Origin of the sequence: Chitinophaga sp. XS-30 (assembly GCF_008086345.1) — a bacterium.
Classification (GTDB): domain Bacteria; phylum Bacteroidota; class Bacteroidia; order Chitinophagales; family Chitinophagaceae; genus Chitinophaga.
This window is the reverse complement of the sequence record NZ_CP043006.1, coordinates 1,310,402-1,326,942: the sequence shown is the minus strand read 5'-3', so window position 1 is coordinate 1,326,942 and position 16,541 is coordinate 1,310,402. Positions and strand designations below refer to the sequence as shown.

Genomic DNA, 16,541 nt, shown 5'->3' with positions numbered 1-16,541 from the left:
TATCAATACTTTCCGTATGAACCGATTTATTACCAGGTCATTCTTTTTCTTTGGTATCCTATTGATTGGCACGTTTCACGTTCAGGCGCAAACTAATACAGTGGAGTTCGGGCAAAACAGGGTTCAACACAAGAATTTCAAATGGCGTTTCTATACCACCCGTCATTTTAATACCTATTTTTCCCAGAACGGCCTTGAACTTGGTAAATACGTGGCACAGACCGCGGAGAAAGAATTGCCCTCCATGGAAGAGTTCATGGAATTTACCTTTCGCTCGAAGGTGAATATTGTGGTCTACAACAGCTTCGGCGAGTTCAAGCAATCCAATGTGGGGATTGGTATCGACTGGCAGAATACCGGCGGGGTGACCAAACTCGTCGGCAATAAATTACTGGTATATTTCGATGGCGATCATGAGAATCTCCGCCGCCAGATCCGCCAGGGCATTGCCCGGGTAATGCTGGAAACCCTGCTGTTCGGGGAAGATATCGGAGAATTTGCGGGCAATGCGGTGTTGATGGATTTTCCCAACTGGTTTACAGATGGCTTTATTGCATACGCCGCCGAGAACTGGAATCCCAAACTGGACGAAGAGCTGAAAGCCATCATGGTATCCGGCAAATACCGTACGTTCAACCAGCTTTCATACGACAAACCGCTGCTGGCAGGCCAGGCTTTCTGGTATTATGTACAGGAAAAATACGGCAGGGACGCTGTTCCCTACCTCATGTATATCACCCGCATCAACCGCGGATTGAAAAAAGGCTTTGAGCAGGTACTGCGTATGACACCAAAAAAGGCGCAGCAGGATTTCATGATGCATACCCTCAAGCGCTACCAGGAAGATAACCGCCGCAGACGCCAGGTTACCCGCGGCACCGGTGTGATCTCCAACGAAGTGACCAAAAAAACAGATTACTACCGCTATCAGGCTAACCCGAAGAACAATACCTACGCGGTGATCAAATATACCAAAGGCCTCTACCAGGTGGAGATCAACCAGGGCTGGAGAACCAATAAGGTATTGCTGAAAAGCGGTGTAAGACAGCTGACATCGAAACTCGATCCCAACTATCCCCTCCTCGCCTGGAACCAGAAAGGCAACCGCCTTGCCGTCATTTATGAACACGAAGGCAAGAACAAGCTGCTGGTGTACGACCTCATCACAAAGATCAAGATCCGGCAGGACCTCCCGCAATTCGACCGGGTGATAGATATGAAATATTTCTTCGAATTCGATAACTCCCTGCTGCTGTCCGCAGTAAAGAACGGGCATACGGACATCTTTACCTACAGCATCAGCAACGGTAAAACGGAGCAGATCACCAATGATGTGTATGATGACCTCGACCCTTCTTTCGTGGCTTTCCCCGGCAAGAGCGGGATCATCTATTCCTCCAACCGCCCTTCGCCCAGGGCCAGGAGCGCAGACACGGTGCTGCCGCATAACAATTACAACATCTTCCTGATCGATAACTGGAACAAGTCTTCCGAAAAACAGATCTCCCAACTGACAAACCTGGCTTACGGCAATGCCCGTATGCCTGTTCAATACAATACCACCCACTTCACTTTTGTAAGCGATGCCAATGGTATCAACAACCGTTATGCCGGCTTCTTCAAGGCGGAAAGGGCAGGAGTGGATTCGCTGTTTTATGTCGGGGCGGACATTCTCCACAACCCTGATCAGCTTGAGCTGGACTCTGCATTGGCAGAATATGGCGCTACGGCACCGGATTCCATGCAGGTGATCACTATCACGAATGATTCAACCTATGTATTCCCCATCACCAATTACCAGTACGGTATCCGGGAATCCCGCATTGCCGGGGACCAGGGACTGGTGTCCGAGGTCATACAGGTAGGCGACTACAAACGGTTGTACAAACTGAAAGTAGATACGAACACCCTCCGCAGAAGGAACGTAACGGCCAGGCCAACGCGTTTCATGGCCGGCAAAATGCGGGAAGACAGCATTAAAATGGGACTGCCGAGCTATTATCAGCAGGATACGGCAAAAAAACAAGCCGATTTCTTCCAGAGCGAATTTGCCAATGAACCGGTGGATTCTTCCATTCTGGCGGAAGCCTCCGAACCGGAACCTAAAGAGCCCCCGATACTCAGATCAGCCAGGCTGAGCGCTTATAAATTGAGGTTCTCATCGGATTACCTGGTAGCGCAACTGGATAATTCGGTGCTGATGAACCGGTACCAGCCGTTCGGCGGCCGGCCGCAATCACCCATCCGGCTTACTGACCCCGTCAACGGCCTGATCCGCATCGGTGTGAGCGATCTCATGGAAGATTACAAATTCAGCGGGGCCTTCCGCGTTCCGTCAGGACTGGATGGCAGCGAGTACATGTTCTCCTTCGGCTATCTGAAAAAACGATTCGATTATAAGCTGACCTATTACCGCAAAGTGGATAAAGGTGAACTCGGCGTACAGGTGGATAACTCCTACGTTGGTTACCCGGTGAAGAACAAGACGAATATCTACCAGCTGGAAGTGCGCTACCCGTTTGATGTGGTACGCAGCCTTCGCCTGACCGTAGGCATGCGTACTGATGATCTGGATATTCTGGCGAACGACGAGCTGTCCCTCAAGGAGCCGAACTACAAGGAAACCTACGCGATGGGCCGCCTGGAATATGTGCATGACAATACGCTCAACCCGGCGATCAATATCTTCAAGGGAACACGTTACAAGATATATGCGGACCTGATGTCCCAGATATCCGGCAACCGTACGGCGTTATTCAACGAGAATGTGCCGAAGGGCAAGTTTACTTACAACATGGGCGTTGATTTCCGTCACTATGTGGAGATCAAGCGTAACTTCATCTGGGCTACGCGCTTTGCGGCGGATCTTTCCTGGGGCACCCGCAAGCTCATTTACTTCCTGGGCGGTGTAGATAACTGGATGTTCACGCCATCCATCCACACCAATACCCCGATGAATAACGATACATATGCGTACCAGACGCTGGCGGTGAATCTTCGCGGGTACAAGCAGAATATCAAAAACGGCAACAATGTTATGCTGATGAACACGGAATTACGCCTGCCGGTGTTCACCACTTTCATAGACAAACCCATTAACTCGGCGTTCCTCCGGAATTTCCAGCTGACCTCTTTTGTGGATATCGGTACGGCATGGAATCAGAAGCTGAGCTTCAAGGATGCCAACTATACCACTTACACCAGTCAGGATGGTATTACAGTACGGATCAAGGAAGGTTTCCTCGGTCCTTTCGTAGGTGGTTACGGGTTTGGCGCAAGAACTACGCTGCTGGGCTATTTTGCCCGCTTCGATGCAGGCTGGCCGATGACCGGTTTCTTCCGCGGTAAACCCATGCTTTACTTTGCGTTGGGTGTTGATTTTTAATAACTGCATTGATTATAAAAAAGATCGGGTGTATCTGTCTGGATACACCCGATCTTTTTTTAGGCAGGCGCCTGATCCGGAGATCATAATTTGGGGATAAAGATCAGCCCGCCAACAGCGAGGGCGGCGATAGCCGCTATCAGTACCGCACCGGCAGCCACGTCTTTGATCCATTTTACGCGGGGATGCTGTTCGGGACTGAGGTGGTCCATTATCTTTTCAATAGCGGTATTAAGCAGTTCGGTCACCCACACCATGGCCATCACGATAAGGAGCAAAGCCCATTCACCTGTGCTGCAATGCAGTATTGCCCCGAGGATCAGCACAACAAGGGTGGCGGCGAGGTGGATGCGGCCGTTGGGTTCGCTGCGCAGAAAAGCCCCCAGTCCGCTGAATGCGAAGGCAAAACTTTGCAGGCGCCGGGTGATGGTTCGGGTGAAAGAAGACATATGGGAAATTTTTACTGGCTGAATCTGATCATGGCTTCCAGTGCGGCCAGATGGCCCCTGAATGCCTTATCGCCGGATTTGGTGATGGAATAGGTGGTATTGGTCTTTCTGCCGATAAAGCCTTTGTGCACCTTGATATAGCCGTTCTCTTCCAGTGTGGAGAGATGTGAGGCAAGGTTACCGTCCGTCACTTCCAGCATTTCCTTGAGATCGTTGAAGCTGACGGATTCATTCACTATCAGCACACTCATCACCCCCAGGCGTATGCGGCTTTCGAATATTTTGTTCAGGTTACCGATCGGATTCATGACCATACTTTTATTGGACAAGCAGCGATTATTTTTCGGCGGGGATACGCTCGTACTTCCACCACATCAGTGCTCCGTATATAATATGCAGGGCGCCGAAACCCAGGGCCCAGAAAACCAGTCCGTTATAGAGCCAGAACAGGCCGATGATGCCGAGGAGTATCTCCGCCAGCCCAAGGTAACGTATGTCCGTCACCGTGTATTTACTGGCGTTCACGAGCCCCAGGCCGTAAAACACGAGACAGGCAGGCGCTACCAGTCCGGGCAGATGGTTGTACAGCAGACCCAGGATGAACAAGCCGCCGGCTACCAGGGGGATAGCCAGGTTTATAAAGACTTTCCGGGCCGAGGTATCCCAGACGGGAAGCCCCTGCTGGCGGGCCTTGCGCCAGGTAAAATAAAAACCCGAAGCCAGGGCCACGGCCAGCACTGCCAATGCCAGCAAGAAAAGCCGGAGCAGCAGGTCGCTTTCGGGTCCATTGCCGCTGCGGGTCAGCGCCTCGTAACCGCTTTTACCGGAAGAGGCACTGTAAGCCGCCAGGATGTTCCTGGCGACCCATGCACCCGCAAGTGCGCTGATACCGGCTCCGATACCGCCGAGGCCGCTGAGGGACATGAAGCGGGTAGAGCGCTCCATGATACGTTTGATGTCACTGAGGGTGTCGAGATGTTGTTGCTCGTTCATAAGAAAAGCACTTTGTGCATCAAAGTTAGCAAAAATTGGCACACTATTATGACAGTAAGATAGGGGTTGCTGCTGCGCTGATCCGTCATGTTTGCAAAGCAGCCGCTTTGAGGGTTACTTTAAGGTAACCTGCCATCATACAATAAAACGGCGGCTCGTCCGTCTTCAACCAGGCAGGAGGCACCATAACCTGAATTTTGTTATAAAACTGTCGCTTTTGGACCTGATCTAATGTTGTTAATATGAAAATATCTAATTTGCCTCGTGTATGACTGGCTGGAAACGAACCATAGCTTTTGTTATTTGCATCATCAGCTTCTTCCCCCTTAGCGCCCAATATAAGATCAGTGGCATTGTTAAAGATGCGCATACCCAGGAAGTGATCCCTTTTGCCACATTACAGTTTGTTGGCACCAATACCGGCATGGTCACCGATGCAGAAGGCGCTTATATCTTCGACCTGACGGCCATACCGGCGGACTCTCTGCTGGTGAGGGTTATGGGTTATCAGCGCACGGTGATGTATGTAGACCGCACCCTCCGGGAGCAAACCATTCATTTCGAGATCAGCCGCGGTGATGTTTCGCTCAAGCAATACGAGGTAAAAGCGAATGTGAATTTCGCGCTGATCCTGCTCCGGCATATTATCCGGCGGAAGCCGGATAATAACTACGACCGGCTGGCCAGCTATAAATATGAGATCTACAATAAACTCGAACTGGACATCAAGAACCTCAATACCACCAAGTTATCCCGCAATCGTTTCACCAAGCCCTTTTCCTTTATCCTTCAGAATATTGACAGCACCACCGAAAACCAGCCCTTCCTGCCGGTGTTCCTCACGGAAAGCATCTCGGACTATTATTTTCAGCGCAATCCGAAGAAAACGAAGGAAGTGATCAAGGCCAGCCGTACCTCGGGTCTTGACAATGAGAGTGTGACGAAGTTCCTCGGCGGCATGTACCAGAACATCAACATATATGACAATTATATCCCGGTATTCGATAAAAGTTTCGTGAGCCCGATCAGCAACAGCGGCGCCACTTTTTATAACTATCGTATCACGGATACACAATATGTTCATAACCAGCGGTTCATCAAAATGAACTTTGAGCCCAGGCGCAGGGGTGAGAACGTTTTTGCCGGGGAACTTTGGGTACAGGACTCTACCTACGCCATCCAGAAAATGACCATGGCGGTGCCGGGGGATGCCAATATCAATTTTGTTCGGAAGGTAAGCCTGGTGCAGGAGTTCAAACCTTTCCCCGACAGCAGCGGCTGGTATCTGGCTAAAGACAAGTTCATTGTGGACTTCTGGACGCCAAGTCCCAAGCCAACGAAAAGCATCGAGTTCATCGGGCGAAAAACCACCACCTACCAGGATATGGTCGTCAATGATACCGCAGCCACGAACATTTTCACTGAGAAACGGTATCCGCAGAATATTGTGGTGGTGGACAGCGCGCGGAACCGTACCGATGTTTTCTGGAACAGCAACCGGCACGAAAGCCTGTCAAAGAATGAGCAGGCGATCTATAAAATGGTGGATACCCTGCAGAAGATCCCGTTATTTCAGAAATATTCCAACACCATCCGCTTTCTGGCAACCGGTTACAAACCCTTCGGGCCGCTGGAATGGGGGCCATATTTTTACCTGTTTTCCCAGAACCGGTTGGAAGGTTTCAGGCTGCGCCTGGATCTGGGCACTACACCGCAGTTTCATAAGGACCTGTACCTGAACGGATACCTTGCCTATGGTTTCGGTGATGACCGCTTTAAAGGAAAGCTTTCGGGCCTGTGGCTGCTCAAACGCCATCCGCGCATGTACGTATATGGTTCCTTTGTGCGGGACCTGGATAATGGCGCCACCTATTATGATGAAGTGGGGACAGACAACATTTTTTCACTGGCTATCCGTAAACCCAATGTTCCGCAGAAATTTATGCTGATAGATGAAAAGCGTGCGGAGTTCTATAAAGAATACTATTCCGGATTCTCCCATCACTTTTCATTGGTACATAAACAGTTCATGCCGTTCGACCCTTTGCCGGCAGCCGGCTTGTATCCTCACAACGGAAATGGGCTGGATCCCATGACGAACATGGAGGTGGCGGTAAAACTTCGGTATGCATTCCGCGAAGAATTCCTGGAGGGCAATTATTACCGTTTCAGCCTGGGCAGCAAATATCCGATCGTGGAATTGAAGTATGCGATGGGTGTTAAGGGTATTGCGAAAAGTAGTTATCACTATCATAAAGCAGCCTTTACCGTATCGGATTATGTGAAGTTGCCGCCCTTCGGCAGTTTCTACTACAATGTGTTCGGCGGCAAGATCTTTGGATCCGCCATGCCTTATCCTTTGCTGGAAATACACCCCGGCAACGAAATCTACTACTACAACAAATATGCTTTCAACATGATGAACCGCTTCGAATTCCTGAGTGACGAATATGCGGGTTTCAATGTGGAGCATTCGTTGGGCAATGGCATCTTTAATTATATCCCATTGGTGCGCAAGCTGAAGCTGCGGCAATTCTGGACCGCCAAAGGTATCATCGGCAAGCTGTCAACCGACAACCAGGCGCTGAACCTCAATCACGGCTATCCTTTCAAGACGCTGCAAAGCAATCCATACCTTGAAGTAGGTACCGGTATCGAGAACATACTCAAGTTCATACGGGTTGATTTTGTTTGGCGCCTGGCCCCCAAACCGTTGCCCGAGGAGCCTTATGAGAAAAGGTTCGGCATCTTCGGCAGTTTCAAGCTGCAATTCTAGGGTAGAGGCCGCGGGCGGGCGTTCTTCCCGGCCCTTCTCCAGCGCACAGCTTTCCCTTGTCCCCCTTGCCAGCAGATAACACAGCATGCGATATCCGGGGACTTCCCCGAACACATTTACGCACAATATGCGATCCGGAGATTCCCCCGAACACCTCCACCCACAACACCCAATCCGGGGATTTTCCCGAACACATTTACGCACAATACCCAATCCGGGTATTCCCCCTAACACTTTCACCCGCAACACCCCCATCCGGAGATTCCCCGAACACATCAACAGCCGGAAAGCACTACCGCCAACGTTCAGTTCCGCGACTGTTTCGCCGATGCGATGAGGCTCTGATGTATCTCTACCTGCATCTTCATGATCCGGTTCAAAGCATTGATATGCTCCTGCAGCATGGCATCAACACCCATGTGAATCTCCTTGTACGCGTTCAGCATATCGCAAAGTAACTGCTTGTCTTTCCTGAAGTATTCCATCATCGCGAGAACACAGGCATCCATCTTGAACCGTTTTTCCTCCGGCATCTCCTTCTCCGGGCCGCCAAATATCTCGGAATAATGTACCTGCAATATCGCCGCGATCTCAAAAACCCGCTCTACCGGCAGTCGTTTTACATCACTTCGTTCGATATTGCCATATGCCGTAACGCCAATATTCAGCCGTGATGCCATATACTCCTGGGTGATATTTCTGGCTTCACGAAGCTTTCTGATGGTGGGACCTATGTCCATAGGAATGCTATGATTCTTAAGAAGTTAACAAAAACTATCCGGATAAAATTAGGGGAATTCACTGCTGTTGCCAAATTTAAAACATCAATTCCGAGAAATTATCACTCCCGGTTAATGTACTCTCCGAAATTCGGACATTCTGCATGGCTGGCATAAAAAAAGCGCTCATTTGAGCGCATCATCCTATCCTGTTCCTGCATATTATATGAAGATCATTTTTTCAGCACCCTTTTGCCGATAACCTGAAAGATCAGGGCCCCCATAAGTGCCCCCGCAGTATCAGCAGCCACATCCATGATCTCAAAACTCCTGTTCACGGTAAAATACTTCTGTATGAACTCAATGATCAGTCCATATAAACCCGCCACCAGCGCAATGGCCAGCAATGCCCATCCGCTGATCCCCTGCCGCTGCCGGTAATACCCGTATGCCAGCAGGATCACCGTTCCGCCGAACAAAAAGAAATGCACGATCTTGTCCACATGCAACTGGTCAAACAACGATGAAGAAGGCAGGGAAGAGCCCGGCATCGTGCATAAAAAAAGGATGAGGATGATCCATCCCATTGCTGGCAGATAATAACGGATCATCCTCATATTTTGCGATGGTTTACTATTCGTATTAGTCTCATTCATCTTTTATTCACCCACCAATGCTTTGTAAGCATCTGCGGTCAGCAGCGCTTCAACATCCGCGGGATTGCTTACCTGAACGGTTACCATCCAGCCTTCGCCGTACGGATCGCTGTTCACCAGTTCAGGATTGCTTTCCAGCTGTGGATTGATCTCCAAAACTGTGCCGGATACCGGCAGGAACAGGTCTGAAACGGTTTTTACCGCTTCCACCGTACCAAAGATCTCTTCTGCCTGCAGGGATTTGCCGATAGTATTGATATCTACGAATACGATATCGCCCAGCTCACGCTGAGCAAAATCCGTGATACCGATCTTCGCAGTATTCCCTTCCAGCAAAACCCATTCATGGTCTTTGGTATAACGTAACTGTGACGGAAAATTCATGTTGATTTTGATTTTGAGCGGTAAAAATAAAGAAAGATTATGTTCAGAAAAATAAAAACTTCTTCTTCAGACGCAGCCGCATCCGCACGTCCTGCAGGGGCCGGTTGTTCGCATCCGTCTTCACCGCGGCGATGCTGTCTATCACCGAAAGCCCTTTCACTACTTCGCCAAACACCGTGTATTGCTGGTCCAGATGCGGCGTTCCTCCAATCTGTTTATACACCTCCCGCTGGTCTACCGGGATCTTGCGGCCACCCAGGCGGGTTTGCTCCAGGGTGTCCAGCTGCCCGTCCGTGAACTTCTTGCCTTGTACGATATAGAACTGGCAGCCATCGGACGCCTTTGCCGGGTTATTGTCCCGCGCCGCTGCCAGTACCCCTTTTTTATGGAACAGGTCCAGCTGAAACTCCGCAGGAACCGTATATCCCACACCGCCGTTCCCAAGTTGTGCGCCGGCTTTCGCCCGTCTCGAATCCGGGTCCCCGCCCTGGATCATAAAATTCCCGATCACCCGGTGGAAAAGAAGGCTGTCATAAAAGCGCTTCTTCACCAGCCTGATAAAGTTATCCCGGTGTAAAGGCGTCTGGTCATACAACCGGATCACCATGGTGCCGTGGTCCGTTGATACGATCACCTTCCGGTTGCGCTGGGCACTGGCCGCGAAAGCGGCGAAAAGCAAAAATGAAAGGAGTAAAGCTCTCGGCATATGTTTCTATTCTTCGAAATAAGCGATCACATGTTCTTTGAGGAACCTTTCCTGCTCTTCCAGCTCCATTTTCGGAACGGGACTGACCTCTTTGAAATGGGGCCACCCGTCCTTATCCCGGCCTTCCGGTTCAAAGTACCCGCTCTGGCTCAGCAGGGTGCAAACAGCAATGTGCATGAGGTCCTGCTTCTGCTCCTTCGTGAATTTCTTTTTGACGCTGTTCAGTTCCTGTATCCCTACCAGCATCAGGATAGCCTCCATATTCGGGGTTTTGCCGAAGCGTTCCGCCAGCATTGTCTCCACCTTTTTCCATCTTATATCAAAGTCGTCGTTGTTCATTCGTTGGTTTTATTGATCTATGGCATACCGATTGCAGCCGGTTAACGGCGACAAATGTACGGTTTACCTAAAAAATTGACGTAAATATCAAAGTGCTTTATTAAATTGGAATTTTTTTTAACTCATATCTGCTTACCGGGAAAGCCGTTCCGGGGGATGATTTAACAGCATTTTAACGGCGCCCGACCCTTACCGGCAGAAGTTTAGGAGCAGAAAACGTATTTTAGCAAACTCGAAATGCACATACATGGAAAATACATCGTACGATATCCGTCAACTCAATGAAAAGATCCATCAGGCCAGTGCTTTCGTTGATCTTCTGAACCTGGAGATCAACAAAGCCATCGTGGGCCAGAAGTACATGGTAGAAAGACTAATGATCGGTTTACTGGCACAGGGCCACGTATTGCTCGAAGGTGTGCCGGGACTGGCCAAAACGCTGTCTATCAAAACGCTGTCATCAGCTGTCAATGCCCGGTTTTCCCGTATCCAGTTCACGCCGGACCTTTTGCCGGCCGACGTTGTAGGTACCATGATCTACAACCAGCAGCGCAATGAATTCATGGTGCGTAAAGGGCCCATCTTCGCCAATTTCATTCTGGCGGACGAGATCAACCGTGCCCCGGCAAAAGTGCAGAGCGCCCTGCTGGAAGCCATGCAGGAAAAGCAGGTGACCATCGGCGATACCACCTTCAAGCTGGAAGAACCTTTCCTCGTGCTGGCCACCCAGAACCCGATCGAACAGGAAGGCACCTATACGCTGCCTGAAGCGCAGGTAGACCGTTTCATGCTGAAAGTGGTCATCGGTTACCCGACCAAGGAAGAAGAACGTCATATCATCCGCCAGAACCTGCAACCGGACGGGCATATCAAAATACAGCCCGTTGTGCAACCGCAGGAAATCCTGGAAGCCCGCAAGCTTGTACGCGAGGTATATATGGATGAAAAGATCGAAAAATATATCATCGACGTGGTATTTGCCACCCGTAATCCGGAAGAATACAAACTGGCGAAGCTGAAACCGCTGATCGCTTATGGCGGCTCGCCCCGTGCCAGCATCAACCTGGCCCTCGCATCCAAGGCATATGCTTTCATGCGCCGCCGGGGATATGTTATTCCCGAAGATGTGCGCAGTGTGTGCTTCGATGTTATGCGCCACCGCGTAGGGCTGACCTATGAAGCGGAAGCAGAGAATGTGACCAGCGAGAACATCCTCAGCGAGATCCTCAACGTGGTAGAAGTGCCATAAATCTGCAACAAACATGGAGACGTCAGAAATACTCAAAAAGGTCCGCCAGCTGGAAATCAAGACCAAAGGGCTGACCAATCACATTTTTGCCGGAGAGTACCACAGTGCCTTCAAAGGCCGGGGTATGTCCTTCAGCGAAGTGCGCGATTATCACTTCGGGGATGATGTACGTTCGATCGACTGGAATGTGACAGCGCGCTTCAATCATCCCTTTGTGAAAGTATTCGAGGAAGAACGGGAGCTGACCGTAATGCTGCTGGTGGATGTGAGCGAGAGCGAATCCTTCGGCACCGCCAGGCATTCCAAACGTAGCCTGGTCACAGAGCTTTGCGCCGTGCTGGCATTCTCCGCCATCAAGAACAACGATAAAGTGGGCGTGATCTTCTTCAGCGACGGGATGGAAAAATACATCCCGCCAAAAAAGGGCAAATCGCACATCCTTTTCATTATCCGCGAACTGTTATCTTTTACGCCTAAACGAAAAGGCACCAATATCTCCGAAACATTACGCTTCTTCAATAATGCCACCAAAAAACGCAGCATCGTGTTCCTGCTCAGTGATTTCTTTTCCGGCAATTACCAGGATGCGCTGAACATTGCTTCCAAGCGGCATGATGTGGTAGGCGTACAGGTGTATGATCCGCGGGATAAGGAATTGCCGCCGGTAGGCATGATAAAAATGACCGATGGCGAAACAGGCGCTTCGCAATGGGTGGATACCAGCGACAAGAAAGTTCGCGAGTACTATACACAGCAGTTCCAGCAACACGCACAGTATTGCCGGAGCGCTTTCCTGAAAAGCGGTGCAGAGCTGATCAGCGTTCGCACGGATGAAGATTACGTGAAAGTATTACAGACATTTTTCCTTAACAGGGTATAAGTTTAAAACAGCGCACTGTTACACCGGATGAGATTAAAGAAACAAATATTCATTTTTGCACTGCCGGTACTCCTGCTTGCCGCAAGCTCTTCAAGGGCCCAGGAACAATACCAGGACTACTTCAAGGTAACGGCAGTACCCGATACCACGCAAATTCGTATAGGCGAAGCGGTGAATATCTCGGTTACCGCCAAAGTGATGCTTTATGCGCTTAAAGGCGCAAATATCAAAGTGGTGTTCCCCAACCTCCCGGATTCCCTGAATCACCTGGAGATCGTGGAACGCAGTTCCCTCGATACCACCGGCTCCAATGAAAACCAGAAACTCTGGAAGCAAACGATCAGGCTCACCAGCTTTGATTCCGGCCGTTGGGAACTGCCGCCGATGAAGTTCGAGGTGTTTTCGGTAACAGATGGTTCATATGATTCCGTTTTTACAGATCCGATCTTCATTGACGTAAATACCGTAGCCGTAGATACCACCAAGGCCTTCAAACCCATCAAACCTTTGCGGAGCGTATCCTGGAATCTGCTGGACTACTGGCCGTTCCTGCTTGGGGGCATTCTGCTCATTGCATTGATCGTGCTTTATTTCGTATTCTGGCGCAAGCGGAAACCCGCGGCAGCGCCCGAACCGCCGAAACCTTCGAAGCTGCCGTACCAGCTGGCCATGGAGCAGCTGGAGCAACTTGGCCGGGAAAAGACCTGGAATACGGAGGTGAAATTGTATTACACGCAGCTCACCGATATATTGCGGTTGTATTTTGAACAGCAGTTCCATATTGCCGCACTGGAACAAACGAGCGCGGAACTGCTGCAGAACATCAAGCCTGTTACCGTATTGAACCAGCAGCGGGACAAGCTGCAGAACATTCTGGTGCTGGCGGACCTGGCAAAATTCGCCAAGCTGCAGCCATCGCCGCAGGAACATGAAGATTGCCTGCAGAAGGCCATTGCCATCGTGGAATGGACGAAGCCCTCCGCCATTGCGGCAGCAAACAATCAGTCAGACAACAGCACAAACCAGTAATTCAAAGATGAACGCGGAACTTTGGAAAAATATTGAATTTGCTCACCCGGCCTTTTTCTGGCTGCTGCTGCTCATCCCTGTGATGATCTGGTGGACGGTCAGAGCCGGCCGCAAATGGCAGGGCTCCTTCCAGGTATCGTCCCTGCAGGGCCTGAAAGGATTACCGGTATCCTGGAAAGTGCGCTTCCGCCCCTTGCTGCCGGCGCTGCGCATTATCGCTTTTGCCGCGCTGGTGACCGCGCTGGCCCGCCCGCAAACATCCAATACTTCAGAAAGCATCGACAGTGAAGGGATCGATATCGTACTGAGCATTGACATATCCGGCAGTATGCTGGCGGAAGACCTCCGCCCCAACCGCATGGAGGCCGCCAAGAAAACGGCCATGACATTTGTGGACAGCCGCATCAGCGACCGTATCGGCCTGGTTGTTTTCTCCGGCGAAAGCTTTACCCAATGCCCGATCACGATGGACCATGCGGTGCTGAAACAACAGATCATCCAGATCCGCAGCGGCATGCTGCAGGACGGCACCGCCATCGGAATGGGACTGGCTACGGCAGTGGACCGCCTGCACAGCAGCAAGGTAAAAAGCAAGGTCATCATCCTGCTGACAGACGGCGTGAACAACACCGGGCTCGTAGACCCACTCACGGCACTGGAAATAGCAAAGGCCTACAAGATCAAGGTATATACCATTGGCGTTGGCACCACGGGCAAAGCCCCCTCCCCCGCCACAATGCCTGATGGCAGCGTTCAAATGCAGATGACCGATGTACAGATCGATGAACCGCTGATGAGGAAGATCGCTACAGAAACCGGCGGCCGTTACTTCCGCGCCACAGATAATGCATCCCTGCAAAATATCTACCAGGAGATCGACAAACTGGAACGTACAAAGGTGGAGATCACCTCGTACAAACGGTTCCAGGAGCATTTCTTCCCGCTGGCGATGATCGCGCTGGCCTGTCTGCTGCTGGAAGTCCTCCTGCGGTACACCCTGTTCAAAAGGCTCCCCTGACCGCATGGCGTTTTCTCATGAAACGCCGCAATTCGTGTATCTTTGCCCCGTGCAAGCAAGGATATATAGATCCACCGGCAGTTGGTACACTGCTATAACCGCCACCGGCGAAGTTTTCCAGGCGCGAATGAAAGGTATTTTCAAGAAAAATGAAGATATCACGTCCACGAATCCCATTGCCGTGGGTGACGAGGTGACCATTGCCATTGAAGAAGCGGAACAGGGCATTGCCATGATAACGGACATCGCTGAACGAAAAAACTACATCGTCCGCAGCTCCCCGCAGGGCAAACACAAAAAACATATCGTTGCCGCCAATCTGGACCAGGCAGCACTGGTCTGCACCATAAAAGAGCCCCGCACGTCGCAGGGCTTCATCGACCGTTTCCTGGTAACGGCAGCCGCCTATCACATCCCTGTTGTACTGATCTTCAACAAAAAAGACGTGTACAAAGCAAAGGAAATGGAAAAGTTCGAGCATTGGAAAGCGGTGTACGAGAGCATCGGCTACACGGTAGTGCTCACTGCTGCCCATACCGGCGACGGCATCGATGAGATAAAAGCGCTGCTGAAAGACAAGACCACCCTCATCTCCGGGCATTCCGGCGTGGGGAAGTCCACCCTCATCAACCAAATATTGCCGGGGCTTGACCTCCGTACCAAAAATGTCAGCGGATGGAGCGGGAAGGGTTTGCATACCACCACTTTCGCGGAAATGTTCGACCTGCCGGGCGGGGGCAGACTGATCGATACTCCGGGCATCCGCGAACTGGGGATCGTGGATATTTCCCGTACCGAGCTGTCACATTACTTCCTGGACATGCAGCCCTATATCAACGACTGCCAGTTTAATAACTGTCAGCATCTGGATGAGCCGGGATGTGCGGTAAAAGAAGCGGTGGAAGCCGGTGAGCTGGATATGGAGCGCTACCTGAGTTATGTGGCCATCTGGCACAGTATCGAAGAGAATAATTATTAACCCCTCCTGAAAAGCCCCTTTTTCTGAGGCTGGCTCATTTCATCCATCATTCTTTCTGCACCCATATTGCGTTTGGGTACCTTGCAGCCGGTTTTTTGCGTACGGCAACCGCTCGCAAAAAATCCGCAGACCAGCAATAAACAACACAGCTTACGCATAACTACGTGATTTAGAATAGTTTCATTTGCTTCGACGCCTTGGCGTTCTGCTTTGCGTTGTTCTTGTTATAATACGTGCTGCCGGGGCAACCATACTTCTGCGATCCGCAGCCGGCCAGTAAAAAACCCAGCCAGAGGAGCAAGAGCCATTTTCGTTTCATAGGGATAGCGAATTTATCTATGCAATATAACATTTTTTTGTAACATGACCTCCATTAAATAGCCGGAGCAGCTGTTTGCAGGAAAGCGGGGGGCATACGCGGACGCTTTATGGCTCACACCTGATCCCTGAACCAGTCCGCATACATGATGTAGTTATTGGCGATACGATCGATCTCACCGTGGATCAGTTCCTGGCTGACGTTCTTCACCTTTTTGGCAGGTACGCCGGCGTAAATGGTGCCGGCTTCCACAATTGTGCCTTCCAGCACCACAGCTCCGGCGGCAATGATGGTATTACTGCCGATGTGGGCATTGTCCATAACGATAGCCCCCATACCGATCAGCACATTATCTTCCACGATGCAGCCATGCACGATCGCGTTGTGCCCGATGGAAACATTATTGCCGATGACCGTTTTGGTTTTCTGATAAGTAGCATGTATCACGGCGCCATCCTGCACATTCACTTTGTCGCCCATCCGGATGCTGTTCACATCCCCGCGTACAACGGCATTGAACCATATGCTGCAATCTTTTCCCATGATCACATCGCCTACGATCGTGGCATTGGGCGCAATAAAACAATGTTCGCCCATCTGCGGAGCTACTCCTTTTACTGGTAAAATTACTGGCATCATCAAAAGTTGAATGCTAAAAGT

The 16,541-nt window shown here is 50.6% G+C and carries 17 protein-coding genes; 7 read left to right on the top strand and 10 right to left on the bottom strand.

From position 1 onward, the window contains the following. The first annotated feature begins 16 nt into the window (after nucleotides 1-16). Nucleotides 17-3,385: a hypothetical protein gene (locus FW415_RS05600; protein ID WP_246858935.1), complete on the top strand. Its 3,369-nt coding sequence runs from the start codon at nucleotides 17-19 to the stop codon at nucleotides 3,383-3,385. An 83-nt stretch (nucleotides 3,386-3,468) separates the two neighbouring features. Here the strand turns inward: FW415_RS05600 and FW415_RS05595 are convergent, their stop codons facing one another. From FW415_RS05595 to FW415_RS05585, 3 genes are read right to left on the bottom strand one after another with little or no spacing between them, the layout of a single operon-like run. After that, complete coding sequence (locus tag FW415_RS05595) at nucleotides 3,469-3,834, bottom strand: diacylglycerol kinase family protein (protein WP_148383295.1); 366 nt, start codon at nucleotides 3,832-3,834, stop codon at nucleotides 3,469-3,471. Nucleotides 3,835-3,845: 11 nt separating this feature from the next. Next, nucleotides 3,846-4,142, bottom strand: coding sequence for a transcriptional regulator (locus FW415_RS05590; protein ID WP_148383294.1), 297 nt, complete (start codon nucleotides 4,140-4,142; stop codon nucleotides 3,846-3,848). Between the two features lie 28 nt (nucleotides 4,143-4,170). After that, on the bottom strand, nucleotides 4,171-4,827 hold the full coding sequence (locus tag FW415_RS05585) for a hypothetical protein (RefSeq protein ID WP_148383293.1): 657 nt from the start codon (nucleotides 4,825-4,827) through the stop codon (nucleotides 4,171-4,173). Between the two features lie 268 nt (nucleotides 4,828-5,095). Here FW415_RS05585 and FW415_RS05580 point away from each other — a divergent pair, with 268 nt between their 5' ends. Continuing rightward, complete coding sequence (locus FW415_RS05580) at nucleotides 5,096-7,603, top strand: DUF5686 family protein (RefSeq protein ID WP_148383292.1); 2,508 nt, start codon at nucleotides 5,096-5,098, stop codon at nucleotides 7,601-7,603. 305 nt (nucleotides 7,604-7,908) lie between these two features. On the opposite strand, the gene FW415_RS05575 is transcribed toward FW415_RS05580, so the two are convergent. The 5 genes from FW415_RS05575 to FW415_RS05555 form a co-directional block, all read right to left on the bottom strand. Further along, complete coding sequence (locus FW415_RS05575) at nucleotides 7,909-8,343, bottom strand: helix-turn-helix domain-containing protein (RefSeq protein ID WP_148383291.1); 435 nt, start codon at nucleotides 8,341-8,343, stop codon at nucleotides 7,909-7,911. 212 nt (nucleotides 8,344-8,555) lie between these two features. Beyond that, nucleotides 8,556-8,939 carry a VanZ family protein gene (locus FW415_RS05570; protein WP_168208680.1) on the bottom strand — a complete coding sequence of 128 codons (384 nt, stop codon included), beginning with the start codon at nucleotides 8,937-8,939 and terminating at the stop codon, nucleotides 8,556-8,558. A 42-nt stretch (nucleotides 8,940-8,981) separates the two neighbouring features. Beyond that, complete coding sequence (gcvH, locus tag FW415_RS05565) at nucleotides 8,982-9,362, bottom strand: glycine cleavage system protein GcvH (protein WP_148383289.1); 381 nt, start codon at nucleotides 9,360-9,362, stop codon at nucleotides 8,982-8,984. Nucleotides 9,363-9,405: 43 nt separating this feature from the next. Beyond that, nucleotides 9,406-10,068, bottom strand: a complete 663-nt coding sequence (locus tag FW415_RS05560; RefSeq protein ID WP_148383288.1) for a peptidylprolyl isomerase — start codon at nucleotides 10,066-10,068, stop codon at nucleotides 9,406-9,408. A 6-nt stretch (nucleotides 10,069-10,074) separates the two neighbouring features. Next, a complete protein-coding gene (locus FW415_RS05555) occupies nucleotides 10,075-10,407 on the bottom strand; it encodes a hypothetical protein (protein WP_148383287.1) in 333 nt (110 codons plus the stop codon). Nucleotides 10,408-10,654: 247 nt separating this feature from the next. Here FW415_RS05555 and FW415_RS05550 point away from each other — a divergent pair, with 247 nt between their 5' ends. From FW415_RS05550 to rsgA, 5 genes are read left to right on the top strand one after another with little or no spacing between them, the layout of a single operon-like run. Further along, on the top strand, nucleotides 10,655-11,656 hold the full coding sequence (locus FW415_RS05550; RefSeq protein WP_148383286.1) for a MoxR family ATPase: 1,002 nt from the start codon (nucleotides 10,655-10,657) through the stop codon (nucleotides 11,654-11,656). A gap of 13 nt (nucleotides 11,657-11,669) precedes the next feature. Then, entirely contained in the window at nucleotides 11,670-12,536 is an 867-nt protein-coding gene (locus FW415_RS05545) for a DUF58 domain-containing protein (RefSeq protein WP_148383285.1), read from the top strand. Nucleotides 12,537-12,563: 27 nt separating this feature from the next. Next, entirely contained in the window at nucleotides 12,564-13,565 is a 1,002-nt protein-coding gene (locus FW415_RS05540) for a hypothetical protein (protein WP_148383284.1), read from the top strand. A 7-nt stretch (nucleotides 13,566-13,572) separates the two neighbouring features. Further along, complete coding sequence (locus FW415_RS05535; protein ID WP_148383283.1) at nucleotides 13,573-14,583, top strand: VWA domain-containing protein; 1,011 nt, start codon at nucleotides 13,573-13,575, stop codon at nucleotides 14,581-14,583. A 4-nt stretch (nucleotides 14,584-14,587) separates the two neighbouring features. Next, nucleotides 14,588-15,562: a ribosome small subunit-dependent GTPase A gene (gene rsgA / locus FW415_RS05530; protein ID WP_246858934.1), complete on the top strand. Its 975-nt coding sequence runs from the start codon at nucleotides 14,588-14,590 to the stop codon at nucleotides 15,560-15,562. A 169-nt stretch (nucleotides 15,563-15,731) separates the two neighbouring features. Here the strand turns inward: rsgA and FW415_RS24900 are convergent, their stop codons facing one another. Further along, the gene (locus FW415_RS24900; protein ID WP_168208679.1) at nucleotides 15,732-15,881 is read right to left on the bottom strand and encodes a hypothetical protein; all 150 of its coding nucleotides are present in this window, start codon (nucleotides 15,879-15,881) and stop codon (nucleotides 15,732-15,734) included. Nucleotides 15,882-15,995: 114 nt separating this feature from the next. Then, nucleotides 15,996-16,478: a gamma carbonic anhydrase family protein gene (locus FW415_RS05525; RefSeq protein WP_246858933.1), complete on the bottom strand. Its 483-nt coding sequence runs from the start codon at nucleotides 16,476-16,478 to the stop codon at nucleotides 15,996-15,998. Between the last annotated feature and the right edge of the window lie 63 nt (nucleotides 16,479-16,541).

What these genes read in the sequence shown, in the direction of transcription:
- FW415_RS05600 (WP_246858935.1), top strand. Translation starts at nt 17, where the DNA reads ATGAACCGATTTATTACCAGGTCATTCTTTTTCTTTGGTATCCTATTG.
- FW415_RS05595 (WP_148383295.1), bottom strand. Translation starts at nt 3,834, where the DNA reads ATGTCTTCTTTCACCCGAACCATCACCCGGCGCCTGCAAAGTTTTGCC.
- FW415_RS05590 (WP_148383294.1), bottom strand. Translation starts at nt 4,142, where the DNA reads ATGAATCCGATCGGTAACCTGAACAAAATATTCGAAAGCCGCATACGC.
- FW415_RS05585 (WP_148383293.1), bottom strand. Translation starts at nt 4,827, where the DNA reads ATGAACGAGCAACAACATCTCGACACCCTCAGTGACATCAAACGTATC.
- FW415_RS05580 (WP_148383292.1), top strand. Translation starts at nt 5,096, where the DNA reads ATGACTGGCTGGAAACGAACCATAGCTTTTGTTATTTGCATCATCAGC.
- FW415_RS05575 (WP_148383291.1), bottom strand. Translation starts at nt 8,343, where the DNA reads ATGGACATAGGTCCCACCATCAGAAAGCTTCGTGAAGCCAGAAATATC.
- FW415_RS05570 (WP_168208680.1), bottom strand. Translation starts at nt 8,939, where the DNA reads ATGAGGATGATCCGTTATTATCTGCCAGCAATGGGATGGATCATCCTC.
- gcvH (WP_148383289.1), bottom strand. Translation starts at nt 9,362, where the DNA reads ATGAATTTTCCGTCACAGTTACGTTATACCAAAGACCATGAATGGGTT.
- FW415_RS05560 (WP_148383288.1), bottom strand. Translation starts at nt 10,068, where the DNA reads ATGCCGAGAGCTTTACTCCTTTCATTTTTGCTTTTCGCCGCTTTCGCG.
- FW415_RS05555 (WP_148383287.1), bottom strand. Translation starts at nt 10,407, where the DNA reads ATGAACAACGACGACTTTGATATAAGATGGAAAAAGGTGGAGACAATG.
- FW415_RS05550 (WP_148383286.1), top strand. Translation starts at nt 10,655, where the DNA reads ATGGAAAATACATCGTACGATATCCGTCAACTCAATGAAAAGATCCAT.
- FW415_RS05545 (WP_148383285.1), top strand. Translation starts at nt 11,670, where the DNA reads ATGGAGACGTCAGAAATACTCAAAAAGGTCCGCCAGCTGGAAATCAAG.
- FW415_RS05540 (WP_148383284.1), top strand. Translation starts at nt 12,564, where the DNA reads ATGAGATTAAAGAAACAAATATTCATTTTTGCACTGCCGGTACTCCTG.
- FW415_RS05535 (WP_148383283.1), top strand. Translation starts at nt 13,573, where the DNA reads ATGAACGCGGAACTTTGGAAAAATATTGAATTTGCTCACCCGGCCTTT.
- rsgA (WP_246858934.1), top strand. Translation starts at nt 14,588, where the DNA reads ATGGCGTTTTCTCATGAAACGCCGCAATTCGTGTATCTTTGCCCCGTG.
- FW415_RS24900 (WP_168208679.1), bottom strand. Translation starts at nt 15,881, where the DNA reads ATGAAACGAAAATGGCTCTTGCTCCTCTGGCTGGGTTTTTTACTGGCC.
- FW415_RS05525 (WP_246858933.1), bottom strand. Translation starts at nt 16,478, where the DNA reads ATGGGCGAACATTGTTTTATTGCGCCCAATGCCACGATCGTAGGCGAT.